Source organism: Trinickia sp. Z7, from assembly GCF_056498045.1.
This window is the reverse complement of the sequence record NZ_JAUEQW010000004.1, coordinates 25,172-43,147: the sequence shown is the minus strand read 5'-3', so window position 1 is coordinate 43,147 and position 17,976 is coordinate 25,172. Positions and strand designations below refer to the sequence as shown.

The window sequence follows — 17,976 nt, the reverse complement described above, 5'->3', positions numbered from 1 at the left end:
ATGTGCGGAATCACTGGATTTATCGGCGGCAAGCTCGCCAAAGTGGATGAGCGGGCCGCCGTCCTCAACGCGATGGCCGATCGGATTCGTCATCGCGGCCCCGACGACGGCGACGTCTGGTGTGATGCCGATACGCTCGTGGGGTTCGGACACCGCCGTTTGGCCATCGTCGACTTGTCGCCAGCGGGGCATCAGCCGATGAAAGCGGCTAGCGGCCGCTACGTCATCGCGTACAACGGCGAAATCTACAATCATCTCTCGCTTCGCGAGGAGTTGGAGCAGGCCGGTGCTGCGCCGCAATGGCGCGGCCATTCCGATACCGAAACCCTGTTGGCAGGGATCGACGCATGGGGCATCGATGCCACGCTGAGCCGTGCCGTGGGCATGTTCGCAATTGCGTTGTGGGATCGGCAAACGCGTGCCTTGACGTTGGCGCGCGACCGTCTCGGTGAGAAGCCGCTCTACTACGGTTGGCAGGGAACGGGCGGCGCAAGATCTTTTCTGTTCGGCTCCGAGTTGAAAGCGTTGCATGCGCACCCAGCGTTCGAGAAGCGGATCGACCGGGACGCCTTGTGCGCGTACATGCGCCACAACAACGTGCCGGGCGAGCATTCGATTTATCAAGGAATCCGCAAGCTACTGCCCGGCTATCTGCTCGAGGTTGCGCTGCATCGCCCCGAACCCGTGTTGCGCTCGTATTGGTCCGGTGCGCAAGCGGCGCTGGAAGGCGCGCGCGAGCCATTCGCGGGCAGTGCGGACGAGGCGGTGGATGCGCTCGAACGGTTGTTGCGAGATGCCGTTCGGCAGCAGACGATGGGCGACGTGCCACTGGGGGCATTCTTGTCCGGCGGCGTCGATTCGTCCACAGTCGTAGCGCTGATGCAGGCGCAATCTTCGCAACCGGTCAGGACGTTCTCAATCGGATTTCACGACGATGTGTATAACGAAGCCGAGCATGCCAAGGCCGTAGCGACGCATCTAGGCACCGACCACACGGAGCTCTACGTTACGGCGGAGCAGGCGATGGCCGTGATTCCGCGGTTACCGACGCTCTACGATGAGCCGTTCGCCGATTCGTCGCAAATTCCTACGTATCTCGTCAGCGAGTTGGCCCGACGGCGCGTGACCGTGTCGCTCTCCGGCGACGCGGGAGACGAACTGTTCTGCGGGTACAACCGCTATCAAATCACGGCAAGCCTTTGGCGGCGGCTCTCGGCCGTGCCCACAAGTGTGCGCGCTGCCGCCGCGTGGTTGCTCACACGCGTTTCGCCGCGCAGCTTGAATCGCCTGGCCGCGTCGCATCCGGGCGCCACGCGCTGGGCCAATATTGGCGAAAAGATTCATAAGGGCGCCGGTGTGATGGCGGCCGAGTCGTCGGCGGAACTATATCTTGGCATGGTGTCCCAATGGCAAACCCCAGGGGACATAGTGGTGGGCGGCGTCGAGCCGGCAACGATGCTGACAGGTGCAGCGCCTGCACTCGACGGGCTCGGTGAAGTCGAGCGCATGATGGCGCTCGATATGCTGACCTATCTCCCTGACGACATTCTGACGAAGGTGGATCGCGCTGCGATGGGCACGAGCTTGGAGACGCGCGTCCCGTTTCTCGATCACCGCGTCGTCGAATTCGCCTGGAAGTTGCCGCTCGATTACAAGTTGCGGCAAGAGGGCGCCGGTTACACCACCAAGTGGATTTTGCGACAGGTGCTTTACCGGCACGTGCCGCGCACCTTGATCGAACGCCCCAAAATGGGCTTCGGCGTGCCGATCGACAGTTGGTTGCGCGGGCCGCTGCGCGATTGGGCGGAAGACTTGCTCAGCGAACAGCGCTTGAGGCGTGAGGGTATGCTGAATCCCGCGCCGATTCGCCAGAAGTGGCGGGAGCACTTGAGCGGGCAGCGCAATTGGCAGCACCCGCTCTGGTGCGTCCTGATGTTTCAGGCCTGGTTGGCCAACGAGACGGCGTTCGAATCGACGCTGGCGGAGCGCGCTGCGTGAAATTCCTGATGATTGCGAGTTTCGCCGAGTCGTTGGTCGGCTTTCGCGGGCCGCTCATTGCGGCTCTCCAGGCCAAGGGTCTGCAGGTCCATGTCGCCGCGCCCGATTTGCCCGCATCGCATCCGGTGCGTGCGAGATTGGAGGCGCAGGGCCTCGTCGTCCATGACGTGCGGATGCGCCGCACGGGTACCGACCCTTTAGCAGACCTGCGCACGCTGGTGGACCTGCATCGCTTGATGCGCCACGTTCGCCCCGATGTTGTCATGGGGTATACGATCAAACCCGTCATTTACGGAACGTTGGCAGCGTGGCTGGCTCGCGTGCCGCGTCGTTTCGCGCTGATCACAGGGCTGGGCTACGCGTTTCAGCAAGAGAGCGGGCGAGGCCGTTTGCAAGCGCTCGTCCAGCGCCTCTACGCACTGGCGCTCAGCCGCGCGGACAAAGTCTTCTTCCAAAACCCCGACGACGAGGCGATGTTTCGCCAGCGCGCGATCTTGGCCGCCGGTGTGCCTTCGTGTGTCGTGAATGGTTCGGGCGTCGATTTGAGCAGTTTTCCGGCGACGCCTTTGCCTGCGGGAAGCCCCCGTTTTCTGCTGATCGCGCGCTTGCTTGGGGATAAGGGGGTGCGTGAATATGTGGACGCGGCGCGGCGGATTCGCGCGAAAGGATTGACCGCGTCGTTTGCGTTGGTCGGATGGATCGATTCCAACCCGGATTCCATCAAGCAGGAGGAACTCGATGCTTGGGTGAGGGAGGGCGTAGTCGACTATCTTGGAAAGCTGTCGGATGTCCGGCCCGCGATCGCGGACAGCACGGTCTATGTGCTTCCGTCGTATCGCGAGGGTACGCCCCGCACTGTCCTCGAGGCGATGGCGATGCAGCGCGCTGTTATCACCACGGACGCCCCCGGTTGCCGAGAGACGGTGGTGGACGGCGTGAATGGTTTTATCGTACCGGTGCGTTCGGTGGACGCGTTGGAGCAGGCTATGCTTCGGTTCGTCAATGATCCGCGGTTGGCCGAGCAGATGGGTGTGCGTTCGCGCGAGATTGCCGTGAATAAGTACGATGTGCACAAGGTCAATGCAGCCATGCTCGAGGGGATGGGCCTGACATGAAGCGGCTATTCGATATGTTGGTCTCGATCGCTGCGCTTCTCGTTCTGGCTCTCCCGCTCGCGCTGCTGATCGTGTTGGTGCGCTGCAAGCTCGGCAAGCCCGTGTTCTTTTGCCAGACGAGGCCGGGTTTGCGTGGCCTGCCATTCGTCATGGTCAAATTTCGCACTATGACGGACGCACGCGGAGCGGACGGCGAGTTGCTTCCGGATGCGGTGCGCCTGACGGTGTTCGGGCGGTTCTTGCGAGCAACGAGTCTCGACGAGTTGCCCGAGCTGTGGAACGTACTGAAGGGCGATATGAGCCTGGTTGGGCCACGTCCGTTGTTGATGGAGTACCTTCCGCTTTACACGCCGGAGCAGGCGCGTCGCCACGAGGTCCGGCCCGGCATCACCGGTTGGGCGCAGGTGAACGGCCGCAACGCTCTGAGTTGGGACGAGAAGTTCGCACTGGATGTCTGGTATGTCGACCACCACAGCCTATGGTTGGACTTGAAAATCCTCTGGCTGACGGTGCGAAAGGTGTTGGTGCGCGACGGGATTTCGGCCGCGGGGGAAGCGACCATGCATAAATTTACGGGCAAAAAATGAATCGGCTGGCGCTGCTTGGTGCAAGTGGTCATGGCAAGGTCGTGGCCGACGCCGCACTCGCGATGGGGTGGCAGAGCGTTGTGTTTTTCGATGATGCGTGGCCACGCGTGTCTACGAACGGTCGCTGGCCGGTGACCGGTGCGTTTGCCGATTTGCTTGCCGCAGCAGACGAGTTCGACGCCGCCCTGGTTTCAATCGGAAATTGCGCTGTGCGTTGGGAGAAGCATGAAGCGTTGCGCGTCGCGGGAGTGGCGCTTGCCACAGTCGTGCATCCACGCGCCTGCGTGAGCCAATTCGCCCGAATAGGGGCCGGGTCCGTCGTCATGGCCGGGGCAGTGGTGAACGCTGATGCGGTGGTCGGCGACGCTTGTATCGTCAATACAGGCGCTACCGTAGATCACGACTGCACGCTTGCGGACGGCGTTCATATTTGTCCGGGCGCACACCTGAGCGGCAACGTTACGGTTGGACCACGTGCGTGGGTCGGAGTGGGCGCTACGGTGCGCCAAGGCATTGCCATCGGGCAAGGCGCGTTAGTTGGCGCCGGCGCCGTCGTCGTGAGGCCCGTGCCGGAAAACGCGACCGTGCTGGGGGTGCCCGCGCGCTGAGGCGCAAGGGGCACTGATGCGCTTCGCACTTCGTGCGGTGCGCGATAATAACTTTCCGAGGTTCTGAACGATCTATGCTCAATACCCCATTCTCGGCTTGGCCCAGTTTCACGGACGAAGAGGCCGATGCGGTCCGGCGTGTATTGCTCTCGAATAAGGTCAACTATTGGACCGGCAGTGAATGCCGCGAGTTCGAGAGAGAGTTTGCCGAATGGTCTGGCACGCGATACGCCATCGCGCTGGCCAACGGTACGCTGGCGCTCGATTTGGCATTGAAAGGGTTAGGGGTCGGCCCGGGCGACGAAGTTATCGTTACGCCTCGGACTTTCATCGCGAGCGTGTCCTGCGTCGTCAACGCGGGCGCAACGCCGGTATTTGCCGATGTGGATACCGACAGCGGCAACCTGTCAGCCGAAACGATAGCGCGCGTCCTCACACCGCGTACCAAGGCCGTGATTTGCGTTCATTTGGCGGGCTGGCCGTGCGACATGGACCCGATCATGGAGTTGGCCGAGCGGCATGACCTGAAGATCATCGAGGACTGCGCTCAGGCGCACGGCGCACGCTACAAGGGGCGCCCTGTAGGCTCGATCGGACACGTCGGTGCATGGAGTTTTTGCCAGGACAAGATCATGACCACGGGTGGCGAAGGCGGTATGGTCACGACCGACAATGAAGCGGTTTGGCGCGCGATGTGGGCCTTCAAGGATCATGGAAAGAGTTACGAAGCGGTGTATGAACGCCAACATGCACCCGGTTTTCGCTGGTTGCATGAGAGCTTCGGCACGAATTGGCGGATGTTGGAAATGCAAGCTGTGATCGGCCGAATTCAATTGCGTCGCATGGCCGATTGGAGCGAGAGGCGCGCCGCGCATGCTGCGGCGATCTGGTCAGCATGCAAGCCGTATCCATCGGTGCGCGTGCCGGAGTTGCCGGCGGGCAGCGTGCATGCGCACTACAAGTGCTATGTCTACGTACGGCCGGACCGGCTTGCAAGCGGCTGGAGTCGCGACAAGATCGTCGAGACCATCAATGCGGCCGGCGTGCCGTGCTATCAGGGCTCCTGCTCGGAGGTCTATCTCGAGAAGGCATTCGACGATACGGAATGGCGCCCGGCGCATCGGCTGCCTGTCGCCCGCGAGCTCGGCGAGACGAGCCTGATGTTCCTCGTGCATCCCACGTTGACGGCAGCCGAAGTTGCCAAGACCTGCACCGTGGCGAGCGATGCATTGGGGCGGGCAAGCAGGTGACTAGGCTGACCGTTCGCTTGTTGGCTTTGCCGCGTTCGGCAAAGCGCCTAGTCGTCGTCGCGGTCGACTTGATCCTGGCATTGTTTTCGGTTTGGTTCGCGTTCTATCTGCGTATCGACCGGGTCGGTCTGCCGCACGCGCAGCAGTTGTACGTTTACCTGCTGGCACCGCTCTTGGCATTCCCGTTGTTCGTACGGCTCGGCTTGTATCGCGCCATCTTTCGATACACGGGCATGGCCGCATTGGCGAGCACGGCCAAGGCGGTCGGCCTTTACGGCGTACTGTTTTTTCTCGCGCTGATGCTGCTCAAGCTCGACGGCGTGCCTCGCAGCGTAGGGTTAATTCAGCCGATCCTGTTCCTGTTGCTCGTAGGCGCGAGCCGCGCTATGGCGCGCTTCTGGTTGGCCGGTTCGTCCGTCGTGAAGATGGGGCATGCCGAAGGCCGGCTGTTGATCTACGGCGCCGGCGCCGCCGGCGTGCAGACAGCCTCTGCACTCGGGATTGGGCGCCAGTTCGTTGTGCTCGGGTTCATCGACGACGATCCGGCCAAGATCGGCCGCAGCATCAATGGGGTCGACATCATGGGTCCCGACGACGTGCGCGACGCCGTAGAGCGCATGGGCGTGACCGACATCTTGCTGGCCATGCCCTCGTTGGGGCGCGCGCGTCGCAACGCGATCATCGACAGTCTTCGTGAGGTGCCTGTCCACGTGCGCACGCTGCCGGGAATGGTCGATCTCGCTTCGGGCCGCGTCACCGTGGGCGATATCCAAGAGTTGGATGTCGAGGATCTGCTGGGCCGAGCGCCGGTCCCGCCCGACGAGGCTTTGCTTGCTCGCAATCTCTCGGGCAAGACGGTGCTCGTGACGGGCGCTGGAGGAAGCATCGGCAGCGAGCTTTGCCGTCAGATCATTCTCGAGCGACCGGTGCGGCTCGTGCTCGTCGAGCACAACGAGTTCGGACTCTACACGATACATCGTGAACTCGAGGGTCTTTGCACCGAGCATCATTTGCCCGTTGAAGTCGTTCCGTTGCTCGCTAGCGTGTCGAACCTCGGGCGCCTGCGCGAGATATGCCGGCATCATCGGCCCGACACCGTGTATCACGCGGCGGCCTACAAGCATGTGCCGCTGGTCGAATGCAATCCATCGGAGGGCGTGCTCAACAATGTCTTCGGCACGTTGAATATGGCGCGCGCCGCGATGGAGGGCGGGGCCGAATACTTCGTCCTCGTCTCGACCGATAAGGCGGTGCGCCCAACCAACGTGATGGGCGCGAGCAAGCGCTTGGCGGAAATGGTGCTGCAAGCGCTGGCTGCGCGTGAGGCGGCTTCGTTTGGGATATTGGATTCACTGCCGCCTAATGAGGATGGGGCGTGCGTTGGCGAGAGCGTCGCCAATCGCACGGTATTTGCCATGGTCCGGTTCGGCAACGTTCTGGGCAGCAGCGGTAGCGTCGTGCCGCTCTTTCGGCGGCAGTTGATGAAGGGTGGCCCGTTGACGGTCACGCATGAACAAGTGACACGCTACTTTATGACCATTCCTGAGGCGGCTCAATTGGTGCTGCAGGCTGGAGCGATGGCACGCGGCGGCGAAGTGTTCGTGCTCGACATGGGGAGGCCGGTCAAGATCGTGGATCTAGCCAAGCGCATGATCCAATTGGCGGGGCTGTCGGTTCGCGACGAGCGCAATCCGGGCGGCGACGTCGAAATCAAGATTACGGGCTTGCGCCCCGGCGAAAAGCTCTACGAGGAACTGCTGATCGGGGACAACCCAGAAGCCACCGCGCATGAGCGCATCATGAAGGCACGAGAGGATTTTATGGATTGGTCCGACTTGGCGCCTGTGCTGGTGGACATACGGCAGGCTGCGGAAGCGAACGACCGGGCAAACATCGTGAAGGTACTGTGCGAGCATGTCCATGGCTACGAGCCGCAGCGTGCGGAGGCGTTGGATACGACGCTTGTTCCTCGAGACGACAGCGGGCGCCCGATCGAGACCGCTGCCGGCTGAAACGACGGACGGGCGGCTCGCAAAGCGCTGCAACTCCTGTCGCAGCTTTCGGTTGCGAGAGGTCCCGCGGCTCGCTCGGTCGCTCCGCCTACCCGCGCTTCACGCTGGGTCCCAACGCAAGCGCTGCGCCCACCAGCAAACCTAGAATCGCGCCCGCAGCGATCAGCAATTTTGCACTGGGTGATCGCGGCTTCAACGGGGCGTAGGGAGCTTCAACTACGCGTGTGGGATAGGTGTTCATCGGACTCAACGCCTGCTGCAGTTGGTTGACTTGCTGTTTCAACTGCAGGATCTGCCAATTGATTTGGGTGGCCATGTTGGTGACCAGGATGTTGCGGGCACTGTCGATAGCGGCAGTGCCTTGTCCAGCCGCTGAACGGATTGTCTGATAGCCGCGAGCGTAATCGGCCTCCGCGGCGGCAAGCCTTGCCGACGAGCTGTCCAGCTCGCGCTTCATGCCGGTCACGTCGGCGTCGTACAACTGCCGATGTGAGGCGGAAAGCTCGTCGAATGCGAAGCGCAGTGCCGCTTCAGCTTGTTCGCGCGAGTAGGCCGTCACCTGTAAGTGAATCAGGTTTGGGCTGGTCTCCGCCGTGGCATTCAATGAGTCGAAGATTTCCTTCGCTCCTGATGCCACGTCCGGTGACGGCAATCCTAAGTCCTTGATTACCTTCAGCCGAAACGACGGCAGATTGGAGCGATCGATAACGGTGAGCGGGTTCTCGATCTGGCGGCTGTCAAGCCCGGGGCTGCTGGGCGCCGTGATTTGTCCGATCTGAACCGTCATCGTAGCCCCCCAGCGGGTGGGCGTGAAATGCGAGACTGCCGCGCCTGCGAGTGCCCCGAGGACGCCGACGAGGACGACGAGCTTGAGGGACTTGAAGAGTTGCAGACCCAAACTTCGAGCCGAAAGGGTTGAGAGAGCGGGAGGTGTTTGGTGCATACGGAGGTACGTTGGCAGAATCTCTAACACCGCTAGCGCCACGGCTGCGGTGCCCTGCCGCATTGTAGCTCGAATCGCAGGCGCCTCGGAGGGAGGGGGCGACCGATTGGCGCGGCCCGCGCCAGCCAGCAGTCGAAGAATCGCCGGGCTTTCGTAATGCGGTATAGTGTTGCCTCTCTGCGCTCGATTGGTGCATCGCACAGTGCGTGCTCGCGCTATCCACTGAGCCGCGCCGTCGTCGCAAGCATTTTGAACAACCTGATGAGGGTGTGACGCAGATGTTCCGACACAAAGCCTCATGGCAATCGGTTGCCGTTTTCCTATTCGATCTTTGCGCCGTCGCGGGGGCCTGGCTCTCCGCGTATATGATCCGGTTCAACGGTGCCATTCCGGACGTGTACTGGCACGAAGCATTGACCTCGCTCGTCTGGCTTCTTCCGATCTATGGGCTGATGTTCCGCGTCTTCGGTCTTTACCGAGGAATGTGGGTATTCGCCAGCTTGCCTGACTTGATACGCATTTCTAAGGCGGTGGCGTCGGCCGCGTTGGTGGCGACAGTAACCTCGGTGATGGTTCAGCCCATGCCGCCGATGCCGCGTTCTGTCGTCATCGTAGCCCCGCTCCTATTGTTTCTCGCGATGGGGGGAGCGCGCGCCTTCTACCGCACTGCTAAGGAATTTCACCTCTATGGCGGTCTCATCGCGCAAGGCAAACCGGTCATCATCCTCGGCGCGGGCAGCGCCGGCGCGAGCCTCGCACGAGAATTGACGCGCTCGCCGGAATGGCGGCTCGTCGGTCTTCTCGATGACGACGCTGCCAAGCGGGGGCGCGAAATCTACGGCTATAAAGTGCTCGGCCCGATCAGCGCATTGGAACATTGGGCTCGTTCGCTCGATGCCGGGCATGCAATCATTGCGATTCCGTCCGCGTCGGTAGAGGTGCAGCGTCGTTTGTCGATGACTTGCGTGCGCGCGGGCGTGCATGCGCTGGTTTTGCCTGCGCTCACCGAGGTTGCACAGGGGCAGGCGTTTCTGTCTCGCGTACGCGAAATCGACGTCGAGGATTTGCTCGGCCGCGAGCCGGTGAAAATCGACACGGAGCATGTCGAGGCGCTACTGCGCGACCGCGTCGTCATGGTCACGGGCGCAGGCGGGTCGATCGGTTCGGAACTTTGTCGGCAGATTCAACGGTTCTCTCCCGCGCAGCTCGTCGCTCTCGACTTGTCCGAATATGCGATGTATCGGTTGACCGAGGAGCTGCGCGATTCGTTTCCCGACCTGCCCGTCGTACCGATCGTCGGCGACGCGAAGGATTCGCTGTTGCTCGATCAGCTGATGTCGCGTTACTCGCCGCATATCGTTTTCCACGCGGCCGCATACAAGCACGTGCCGTTGATGGAAGAATTGAACGCATGGCAGGCGGTGCGCAACAATGTTCTCGGCACGTTGCGGGTCGCTCGGGCGGCCATTCGGCACGACGTCAAGCACTTCGTCCTCGTCTCGACCGATAAGGCAGTCAATCCGACGAATGTGATGGGCGCGAGCAAGCGGCTCGCCGAAATGACCTGTCAAGCGCTGCAGCAAACGAGCAGGCGCACGCAGTTCGAAACGGTTCGTTTCGGCAATGTTCTCGGGAGTGCGGGCAGTGTAATCCCGAAGTTCGAAGAGCAGATCCGAAAGGGCGGCCCCGTCACCGTCACGCATCCAGAGATCACACGGTATTTCATGACGATCCCGGAGGCGTCACAATTGGTGCTTCAAGCATCGAGCATGGGCCGAGGCGGCGAGATTTTCATTTTGGACATGGGCGACTCGGTGAAGATCACCGACCTCGCACGAGATCTCATTCGTCTACACGGGTACACGGAAGAGCAGATTCGCATCGTCTTTACCGGGTTGCGGCCCGGCGAGAAGCTGTATGAGGAACTACTCGCCGACGACGAAAAGACCATCCGAACGCCGCATCCGAAGCTGCGCATCGCTTGCGCACGCGAGGCGCCCGAGCATTTCCTCGATGAACTCTTGCCCTGGTTGATGCAGCATCGCACCCTAAGCGACGATGAAGTGCGGCGCGATTTGCGTCGATGGGTGCCGGAATATCAAACGTCCATCATGCCGAAGCTGCAGAGCACGTCGGCCGAAGCGCAAGCGCCGCGCATGTCGTCCGGCGCCGGCTGAGCGATCTACACTGACGCAGTCACTTCCCCCGTGAGCGCCGCACCACCAACCACCGCGGCGCCTTGAACCTAACAATGCTCACATAGAGCCAAACATACGTCGCGGCGAACACCACCACAAACGCAAACAAATGCACCGTATGCTGCCAAAACAGCGTGGCCGGTATCACCCCGATTAGACATAGCAGCCACAAATACGGCGAAGTGTACGAATTGCGCCGCGTAATCTCATGCGCCGTCTTCGCCCCCACAGCCCACCGCATGAGCCGCTTGTACACGAGCATATGCAGGTGTACGCCGTCCGGCATCCCCGGCGACATCCCCCGCACGAACTTCTTCCGGTAAATGGAAAAGCACGTCTCGAAGATCGGATAAACGAACAGCAGCACCGGATACCAGGCCGATACTTCGCGATGTCGCATCACGAGCGAGATCGCGAGCTCGGCGAGCATGAACCCGATAAAGTAAGCCCCACCATCCCCGAGAAAGATCAACCCGGCCGGAAAATTCCAAATAAAGAACCCGAGCACCGCGCCCATCATGATCAGCGACCCCGACAAGACAACCGGGTCCCCCAGCCGGAACGCCACATACGCCAATGAGGCGAACATCATCAACGCAACCATCGATGCGAGGCCGTTGAAGCCGTCGATGATGTTGACGGCGTTGGCGAGCGCCGCCACGGCCAACACCGTCACGACGAACGACACCGCGGCATACGAAAGCAGGAAATCGAGCGGCGGCACGCTGATGCGGACAACCGCAATATGCAAAGCGAAATAGGTTATCGCGGCGGCCGCCATCGTCGCCAGCAGGCGGGCGGAAGGCGAGACGCGCTTGGTCAAGTCTTCGATCAACCCCGAAGCGAACGCGGGTAGGCCGCATGCCACTAGCGCGAGAATGCCGTACGCCACGGTCGGGTACGGCCAAATCAGTTGCACCGTCGCGCCGACGAGCCCGATCAGAATGCCCACGCCGCCGATACGCGGCACCGGGCGCACATGAAACTTCTGAACGCCGGCTAGATCGCTGTCGACCGAAAACTTCTCGTGCAAGTGCGCATAGCGCACGATCAACAACGTGACAAACAGCGAGATGAGGAAGCCGAGGGCGAAGCTGAGCATGGTCGTGGCAGATGGGCGAACGGGCGAATTATACCGGTGCGTTTCACTGCCCAACCGCCCATTGGCTCGGCGCGATACCGCGCATCATTAGCCGGGTCGCGCCCCGGAAAATTCGGCTGCCCTCGAACGTTGCCGCCGTAACCGGCGGCCGCTGGCCCCAACGCTACGCAAACCCCTGCGGATTCTTCTCTTGCCAGCGCCAATGATCCACGCACATCCGCTCGATCCCATACTGCGCACGCCAGCCCAGCAGCTGCTCGGCTTTGTCCGTTGCGGCGTAGCAAGCGGCAACATCCCCCGAGCGCCGTTCGACAATCTCGTACGGCACCTTGCGCCCCGACGCCGCTTCGAACGCCCGCACGACTTCGAGCACCGAATACCCACGTCCCGTCCCTAGATTCACCAAGACGCTCGCATCGCGCGTATCGAGCGCATCCAGTGCGGCCACGTGGCCACGCGCCAGATCGACGACATGAATGTAATCGCGCACGCCGGTGCCGTCAGGCGTGTCGTAATCGCCGCCAAATACGCGTAGCTTTTCGAGCTTGCCCACGGCCACCTGCGCCACATAAGGCATCAAATTGTTCGGCACCCCTGCCGGATCCTCGCCGATGAGCCCGCTTTCATGCGCGCCCACCGGGTTGAAGTAGCGCAGCGTCGCAATGCGCCAGCTCGGATCGGCGCGCTCGAGGTCCCGCAATATCTGCTCGCCGATGATCTTCGATTGACCGTAAGGGTTCGTTGCCGACATCGGAAACGATTCGTCCACGGGCGAGCGTTCAGGTACACCGTAGACCGTCGCCGACGAACTGAACACGAATTTCTTGATTGCTCTTTCGCGCATCGTATCGAGCAAGACGAGCAAGCTGTCCAAGTTGTTGCGGTAATACTCGATCGGCTTGGCGATCGATTCGCCCACCGCCTTGAGCGCCGCAAAATGAATGGCGGCGTCGATAGGATGGGCGTCGAACACCTGGGCGAGCGCGGCTTTGTCGCACACGTCGATCTCGTAGAAGGGCACGGGCCGCCCGACGATCCGTTCGACGCGGCGCACGGCCTCGCGTTTGCTGTTGACCAAGTTGTCGGCAATCACGACTTCGTAGCCGTTGGCGATCAACTCCACTACCGTATGCGAGCCGATGAAGCCCGCCCCCCCCGTGACGAGGATCGTTCCGCGTCGTTGCACCGTCGTTGTCATCGCGTTTCTCCCGTAGCAGCGCGCGCCACGCGCCGCTCGAATTGGCTGGCGCCTGTCAGCGCATGCAGCGTTTGTCGATAGCGTTCGACGACGATCGCTTCGTCGAACTCAGCCGTTACTTTTTTGCGTCCGCGCAAACCCATCGCGCGCCGGTCGTCTTCGCTCATGTCGAGCACGCGTGCGAGCTGGGTTGCGAGGCTCGGTGCGCTCTTCGCTTCGCATAGAAACCCGGTGACGCCGTCCGCAACCACTTCGCGGCAGCCCGGCACATCGGTCGCCACGATCGGCCGCCCCATCGCCGATGCTTCGAGCAAGGTGCGCGGCACGCCTTCCCGGTAGGAGGGCAGAACGACGCAGTCGGCGTTGGCGATCACGGGCCGGACATCGTGCGTTTCGCCAAGATACTCGATAACGCCTTGCTCGCGCCAAGTTTGGATGTCGCCTTGCGTAATTGCGCTCGGGTTGTCCACGCCAACCGGCCCCAGCAACTGAAAGCGTGCTTGCGGATATCGAGCGCGCAACATGCGCGCGGCTTCGACGTATTCGCCCACCCCTTTGTCCCACAGCAAGCGCCCGATCAGCACGAACGTGACCGTTTGCCTGCCGCTTGGCAGTGGCGTGACGGCGAACTGGTCGAGATCGACGCCTTCCCCGTGCAGCAGCCTCGCTCGCTCGGGGTGCGCGAGCAGGCGTTCGTTCAAGAAGGCTTCTTGATCGTCGCGATTGAGAAACCACACTTCCCGCGGAAAGCGGAAGGCGATGCGATACAGCAGCTTGGCCACTTGCGCTGCGCGGCTCTTTTGGATGAACACGTAGCCTAGGCCCGTCGTAACGGCAATCGACGGCACGCGCGCGAGCCACGCAGCCACCGAGCCGTAGATGTTCGCCTTGATCGTGTAGTGAAACACGACGTTCGGGCGAATCGCGCGGTAGTGCCGATAGAGCGCGGCGAGCGTTTTCAAGTCATCCAGCGGGTTCGTGCTCTTCGCGGCGACAGGCAGGTCGATGCAGACACAGCCCATTTCCTCGAGCAACGGGACCGTGCGATCTCGCGGCGCGAGCACCACCACGCGCACGCCTTTGGCAACGAGCATGCGAATCACGCCCTGCCGGTAGGTATGGATGGCGAACGCCGTGTTGCAGACGAGGCAGACGGTAAGCGGCGCGGCTTGCGAGGAAGCGGAAGCGGAGGCGGGATTCGACGTTGGCTGCATATGGATTTAAGCCGCCCGCGTGGCGAACAGCGCGCGCTTCATCGTTTGAAGGGCCGAATACGGCGTGACGAGATGCAAGAGATTCTTCGCGAGCCCGAGCCAATCGTAGACGTTCGCGGCGTTGAAGTAACGCCATTGCAGCTTCAGCGTCGAGACGATTTGCCGGCGTCGTTTCGTCGCGCTGATGCCGCCTTCGTTGAGTTCGTAATAAAGCCCGAGTTCGGGCAGGTTCGCGCAGTCGTAACGCTCCATCAAGCGCAGGAACAAGTCGAGATCCTCCGCGGCGCGGTAAGCGACGCGATAATTGCCCACCGCGCGCACGGCATCGACACGCAGCATCATGGCCGGGTGGACGAGCGAGGTGCGAAAGAATCTCAGACGCCGCACGGCCTCGGGCTCGGTGGGCGTGCGCAGCATGAACAGCGGGGCGCCCTGGCGCGAGACGACTTGGGTCCACATGCCGAGGCCGGCCACGTTCGGATGCGCTTCGAGATAAGCGCGCTGTTTGCCGAGACGGCCGGGGGCAGCCAAATCGCCCGCGTCGATGCGCGCCGCGTAGCGATAGCCGCGCGCGGCCAGCGCTTCGATGCCCGCTTGCAGCGCGCGCTCGATGCCGCCGTTTTGCGGCATGCGCAGGATGTCGATGTCCAGGTTCGGCAGCGTCGGGGCAACGATGGGCGCCGTGCTGCCGTCGTCGACGATCAGCACCCGCACCGGCGCGCTTTCGGCGAACGAAGCGAGCGTCCGGTCTACGTCGGCTTGGGCGTTATAGGCGGGCATCAAAACGGCGACGTCGCCTAGCGTGTCTTGCGGCGCGAAGCCGGTGGGGGGCGTCGTCATGGGCGCAGCTTGAAGCGAATGTAATAGACGTTGACGGCGACGGCCGCGCAGTAACCGGCCGCGAGTCCCGCAAGCGCGCCATAGGCGCCGATGCGAGGGATCGCGAGCAGATTCACGGCGAACGCGACGGCGAGTGCGAGCAACCACTTCGTTAGGACAACGAACTTAGCTTGATATTTGAGCAGCACGAGGTTGCCGATCGCCTCGACGCCGGCGGGCACCGATAACCACACGCACCAGCGAAAAATCGGGATCGCGCCGGCGAAATTCGCTCCGAACACGCGCGTAATCACGATCGAGCCAAGCGCATCGAGCACGAGCGCACCCGAGATCATGAGCCCAGCGGCAAGAACCATCAGGCGCACGACGTTGCGCAGCAGGCGCCCAGGGTCTTGCACGCGGTAGACGAACGCCGGGGCGATCGTCTGCGCGAGCATCAGCGCGAGCGCGATCCAATTCTCGTTGATTTGCTGAGCGGCCGAGTAGCGGCCCAGATCGGCGAACGAGATGGCGCGCTCGAGCATGAGCCGGTCGAGCTTCAGGAACAGATACATGCAGACGAGGCCAACCCAAAACACGGCGCCCGCACTCGCGAAATGGCGTAAAAGCGCGCGCTCGACGCGCCAGCCGAGCTTGCCGCCGTGACGGCGCGCGTAGTAAGCAAGCAGCACGGCGCCTATGGCCGCTGCTTCTACCGCCCAAAGCCACGCGAAGCGCGGGGCGCTTGCACTCATGCGCACGAGCAGATAGACGAGCGCAAGCTTTCCCAACGCTGCGATCATGCTCGTGAGGAGCTGCGGCTTGCTATACGTCAGGCTCTGCAGCCACGAATTGACGACGCCGATGAATGGCTCGCGAAACAGCATCGTTACGGCCAGCCCGGCGAGCATCGCGCCGACCACAGGGTCGGTCAGCCCCGCGGCGACGCCGCCCCAGGTAGCCGCCAGCGCGAGCGCCGAGACGGCAAATCGTAGGACGAAGGCGCTGCCGAGCACGGCGCCCAATTCGGCTTCGCCGCGCTGAACGATCGTGGGCACGAGGATTTCCGCGCCGCATACCCACGTGATCGGGGCAAGCACGAGCAGCAGCGTGTTCGCGTATTGCCATTTGCCGAACACATCGGGGCCGAAGTAGCGCGCAAGCAGGCCTGCGATGGCGATCGCCACCGCGATTTGCGTGAGCCGCTCGAGCCCGAGCCAAACGATGTTCGCGGCGGCTTTCGCGATATCCGGATGGGCGATGCGCCTCAGCATGTAACCAAAAGTAAAGGCAGGGAATTTGCTGACCGTACTCGCGTCGGCGCGGAAATAGCGCGCTTTTCGGCCGTCATCTCGTAGGGCCGGGTCGCGAAGGGGCATATGCGCATTAAAATAGGCGCGAGCCGCGCCGGTGGAAAAACCGCAATTATAAGTGGGTTGCCGGCGCCAGCACTTTTCCAATCGCAGCCAAAAAGAGAGCTATCCATGATCTCGCAATCCATCTTCAAGGCGTACGACATCCGAGGCGTCATCGGCAAAACTCTCGATGAGGACGTCGCGCGGCTGGTAGGCAGAGCGTTCGGCAGCGAAGTGCGCGCGCAAGGCGGCGATGCCGTCGTGGTCGCGCGCGATGGTCGTTTATCCGGCCCTTCGTTGATCGAAGCGCTGGCGCAAGGTCTGCGCGCAGCCGGGGTCGATGTCGTCGATATCGGCATGGTGCCCACGCCGGTCGGTTACTTCGCGGCCAGCGTGCCGCTCGCGCTCGCCGGCGGCGAGCGCCGCGTCGATTCATGCATCGTCGTGACGGGCAGCCACAACCCGCCCGACTACAACGGCTTCAAGATGGTGTTGCGCGGCGCCGCGATCTACGGCGAGCAGATCCAAGCGCTGTATCGCCGCATTCAGCAGGACGACTTCGAAAGCGGCAGCGGCAGCTACGAGCAATACGACATCGCCGATAAGTACATCGAGCGCATCGTCAGCGACGTCAAGCTCGCGCGGCCGATGAAGGTCGTCGTCGATGCGGGCAACGGCGTGGCCGGGGTGCTCGGTCCGCGCCTGCTCGAGGCGCTCGGCTGCGAGTTGGTCGAGCTCTTCACCGACATCGACGGAAATTTCCCGAATCACCATCCCGACCCGGCGCACCCGGAGAACCTTCAGGACGTCATCCGCGCGTTGAAGGAAACCGATGCGCAGATCGGCTTTGCGTTCGACGGCGACGGCGACCGGCTCGGCGTCGTGACCAAGGACGGTCAAATCATTTATCCCGATCGGCAACTGATGTTGTTCGCGCAGGACGTGCTGTCGCGCAACCCCGGCGCGCAGATCATTTACGACGTCAAATGCACGCGCAATCTGGCGAAGTGGGTGCGCGCAAAGGGCGGCGAGCCGGTGATGTGGAAGACGGGCCATTCGCTCGTGAAAGCCAAGCTGCGCGAAACCGGTGCGCCGCTCGCGGGCGAAATGAGCGGACACGTCTTCTTCAAGGATCGCTGGTACGGCTTCGACGATGGGCTCTACACGGGGGCGCGCCTGCTCGAGTTGCTCTCGCGCGTGCAGGACCCGAGCAAGGTGCTCAACGATCTGCCCAATTCGCTGTCGACGCCCGAATTGCAGCTGAAGCTCGAGGAAGGCGAGAACTTCGAACTGATCGGCCGCCTGCAAAAGGAAGCGAAGTTCACCGGCGCCGACGAGGTCATCACGATCGACGGCTTGCGCGTCGAGTATCCCGATGGCTTCGGGCTGGCGCGTTCTTCGAACACCACGCCCGTGGTCGTGCTGCGTTTCGAGGCCGATAGCGCCGAGGGGCTCGCGCGGATTCAGAACGATTTTCGGCGGGTGATCGTCGCGGCAAAGCCCGACGCGAAACTGCCGTTCTGAGCTTCTGAGCGATGGGCCGGGCTTGCCCGGCTTGTCTCGACGGCGAGTAGCCC

General features: G+C 62.4%; 14 protein-coding genes. 8 read left to right on the top strand and 6 right to left on the bottom strand.

The window, feature by feature from the left end; genetic code table 11:
* From asnB to QQS38_RS08995, 6 genes are all read left to right on the top strand, one after another.
* Positions 1 to 1,998 carry an asparagine synthase (glutamine-hydrolyzing) gene (asnB, locus tag QQS38_RS09020; RefSeq protein ID WP_479645038.1) on the top strand — a complete coding sequence of 666 codons (1,998 nt, stop codon included), beginning with the start codon at positions 1 to 3 and terminating at the stop codon, positions 1,996 to 1,998.
* A complete protein-coding gene (locus QQS38_RS09015; protein WP_479645037.1) occupies positions 1,995 to 3,113 on the top strand; it encodes a glycosyltransferase family 4 protein in 1,119 nt (372 codons plus the stop codon). The genes asnB and QQS38_RS09015 overlap by 4 nt, the downstream gene beginning before the upstream one ends.
* A complete protein-coding gene (locus QQS38_RS09010) occupies positions 3,110 to 3,700 on the top strand; it encodes a sugar transferase (RefSeq protein WP_479645036.1) in 591 nt (196 codons plus the stop codon). Before QQS38_RS09015 ends, QQS38_RS09010 begins: the two co-directional genes overlap by 4 nt.
* Entirely contained in the window at positions 3,697 to 4,308 is a 612-nt protein-coding gene (locus QQS38_RS09005; protein ID WP_479645035.1) for an acetyltransferase, read from the top strand. Before QQS38_RS09010 ends, QQS38_RS09005 begins: the two co-directional genes overlap by 4 nt.
* A gap of 74 nt (positions 4,309 to 4,382) precedes the next feature.
* Positions 4,383 to 5,558, top strand: coding sequence for a DegT/DnrJ/EryC1/StrS family aminotransferase (locus QQS38_RS09000; RefSeq protein WP_479645034.1), 1,176 nt, complete (start codon positions 4,383 to 4,385; stop codon positions 5,556 to 5,558).
* Positions 5,555 to 7,570: a polysaccharide biosynthesis protein gene (locus QQS38_RS08995; protein WP_479645033.1), complete on the top strand. Its 2,016-nt coding sequence runs from the start codon at positions 5,555 to 5,557 to the stop codon at positions 7,568 to 7,570. Before QQS38_RS09000 ends, QQS38_RS08995 begins: the two co-directional genes overlap by 4 nt.
* A gap of 88 nt (positions 7,571 to 7,658) precedes the next feature.
* Here the strand turns inward: QQS38_RS08995 and QQS38_RS08990 are convergent, their stop codons facing one another.
* Positions 7,659 to 8,357: a hypothetical protein gene (locus tag QQS38_RS08990; protein WP_479645032.1), complete on the bottom strand. Its 699-nt coding sequence runs from the start codon at positions 8,355 to 8,357 to the stop codon at positions 7,659 to 7,661.
* Between the two features lie 425 nt (positions 8,358 to 8,782).
* On the opposite strand from QQS38_RS08990, the gene QQS38_RS08985 reads away from it, so the two are divergent.
* Positions 8,783 to 10,690, top strand: coding sequence for a polysaccharide biosynthesis protein (locus QQS38_RS08985; protein ID WP_479645031.1), 1,908 nt, complete (start codon positions 8,783 to 8,785; stop codon positions 10,688 to 10,690).
* A gap of 19 nt (positions 10,691 to 10,709) precedes the next feature.
* Here QQS38_RS08985 and QQS38_RS08980 read toward each other — a convergent pair whose 3' ends face one another.
* The 5 genes from QQS38_RS08980 to QQS38_RS08960 form a co-directional block, all read right to left on the bottom strand.
* A complete protein-coding gene (locus QQS38_RS08980; protein WP_479645030.1) occupies positions 10,710 to 11,813 on the bottom strand; it encodes an MraY family glycosyltransferase in 1,104 nt (367 codons plus the stop codon).
* A gap of 163 nt (positions 11,814 to 11,976) precedes the next feature.
* Entirely contained in the window at positions 11,977 to 12,999 is a 1,023-nt protein-coding gene (galE, locus tag QQS38_RS08975) for a UDP-glucose 4-epimerase GalE (RefSeq protein WP_479645363.1), read from the bottom strand.
* 8 nt (positions 13,000 to 13,007) lie between these two features.
* Positions 13,008 to 14,225 carry a glycosyltransferase family 4 protein gene (locus QQS38_RS08970; RefSeq protein WP_479645029.1) on the bottom strand — a complete coding sequence of 406 codons (1,218 nt, stop codon included), beginning with the start codon at positions 14,223 to 14,225 and terminating at the stop codon, positions 13,008 to 13,010.
* 6 nt (positions 14,226 to 14,231) lie between these two features.
* On the bottom strand, positions 14,232 to 15,065 hold the full coding sequence (locus QQS38_RS08965; RefSeq protein WP_479645028.1) for a glycosyltransferase: 834 nt from the start codon (positions 15,063 to 15,065) through the stop codon (positions 14,232 to 14,234).
* Positions 15,062 to 16,318: an oligosaccharide flippase family protein gene (locus QQS38_RS08960; RefSeq protein WP_479645027.1), complete on the bottom strand. Its 1,257-nt coding sequence runs from the start codon at positions 16,316 to 16,318 to the stop codon at positions 15,062 to 15,064. The genes QQS38_RS08965 and QQS38_RS08960 overlap by 4 nt, the downstream gene beginning before the upstream one ends.
* A 210-nt stretch (positions 16,319 to 16,528) precedes the next feature.
* Here QQS38_RS08960 and QQS38_RS08955 point away from each other — a divergent pair, with 210 nt between their 5' ends.
* The gene (locus QQS38_RS08955) at positions 16,529 to 17,923 is read left to right on the top strand and encodes a phosphomannomutase/phosphoglucomutase (protein ID WP_479645026.1); all 1,395 of its coding nucleotides are present in this window, start codon (positions 16,529 to 16,531) and stop codon (positions 17,921 to 17,923) included.
* Positions 17,924 to 17,976 lie beyond the last annotated feature (53 nt).

What these genes read in the sequence shown, in the direction of transcription:
- QQS38_RS08965 (WP_479645028.1), bottom strand. Translation starts at nt 15,065, where the DNA reads ATGACGACGCCCCCCACCGGCTTCGCGCCGCAAGACACGCTAGGCGAC.
- QQS38_RS08960 (WP_479645027.1), bottom strand. Translation starts at nt 16,318, where the DNA reads ATGCTGAGGCGCATCGCCCATCCGGATATCGCGAAAGCCGCCGCGAAC.
- QQS38_RS08955 (WP_479645026.1), top strand. Translation starts at nt 16,529, where the DNA reads ATGATCTCGCAATCCATCTTCAAGGCGTACGACATCCGAGGCGTCATC.
- asnB (WP_479645038.1), top strand. Translation starts at nt 1, where the DNA reads ATGTGCGGAATCACTGGATTTATCGGCGGCAAGCTCGCCAAAGTGGAT.
- QQS38_RS08980 (WP_479645030.1), bottom strand. Translation starts at nt 11,813, where the DNA reads ATGCTCAGCTTCGCCCTCGGCTTCCTCATCTCGCTGTTTGTCACGTTG.
- QQS38_RS08970 (WP_479645029.1), bottom strand. Translation starts at nt 14,225, where the DNA reads ATGCAGCCAACGTCGAATCCCGCCTCCGCTTCCGCTTCCTCGCAAGCC.
- QQS38_RS09005 (WP_479645035.1), top strand. Translation starts at nt 3,697, where the DNA reads ATGAATCGGCTGGCGCTGCTTGGTGCAAGTGGTCATGGCAAGGTCGTG.
- QQS38_RS08990 (WP_479645032.1), bottom strand. Translation starts at nt 8,357, where the DNA reads ATGACGGTTCAGATCGGACAAATCACGGCGCCCAGCAGCCCCGGGCTT.
- QQS38_RS09010 (WP_479645036.1), top strand. Translation starts at nt 3,110, where the DNA reads ATGAAGCGGCTATTCGATATGTTGGTCTCGATCGCTGCGCTTCTCGTT.
- QQS38_RS09000 (WP_479645034.1), top strand. Translation starts at nt 4,383, where the DNA reads ATGCTCAATACCCCATTCTCGGCTTGGCCCAGTTTCACGGACGAAGAG.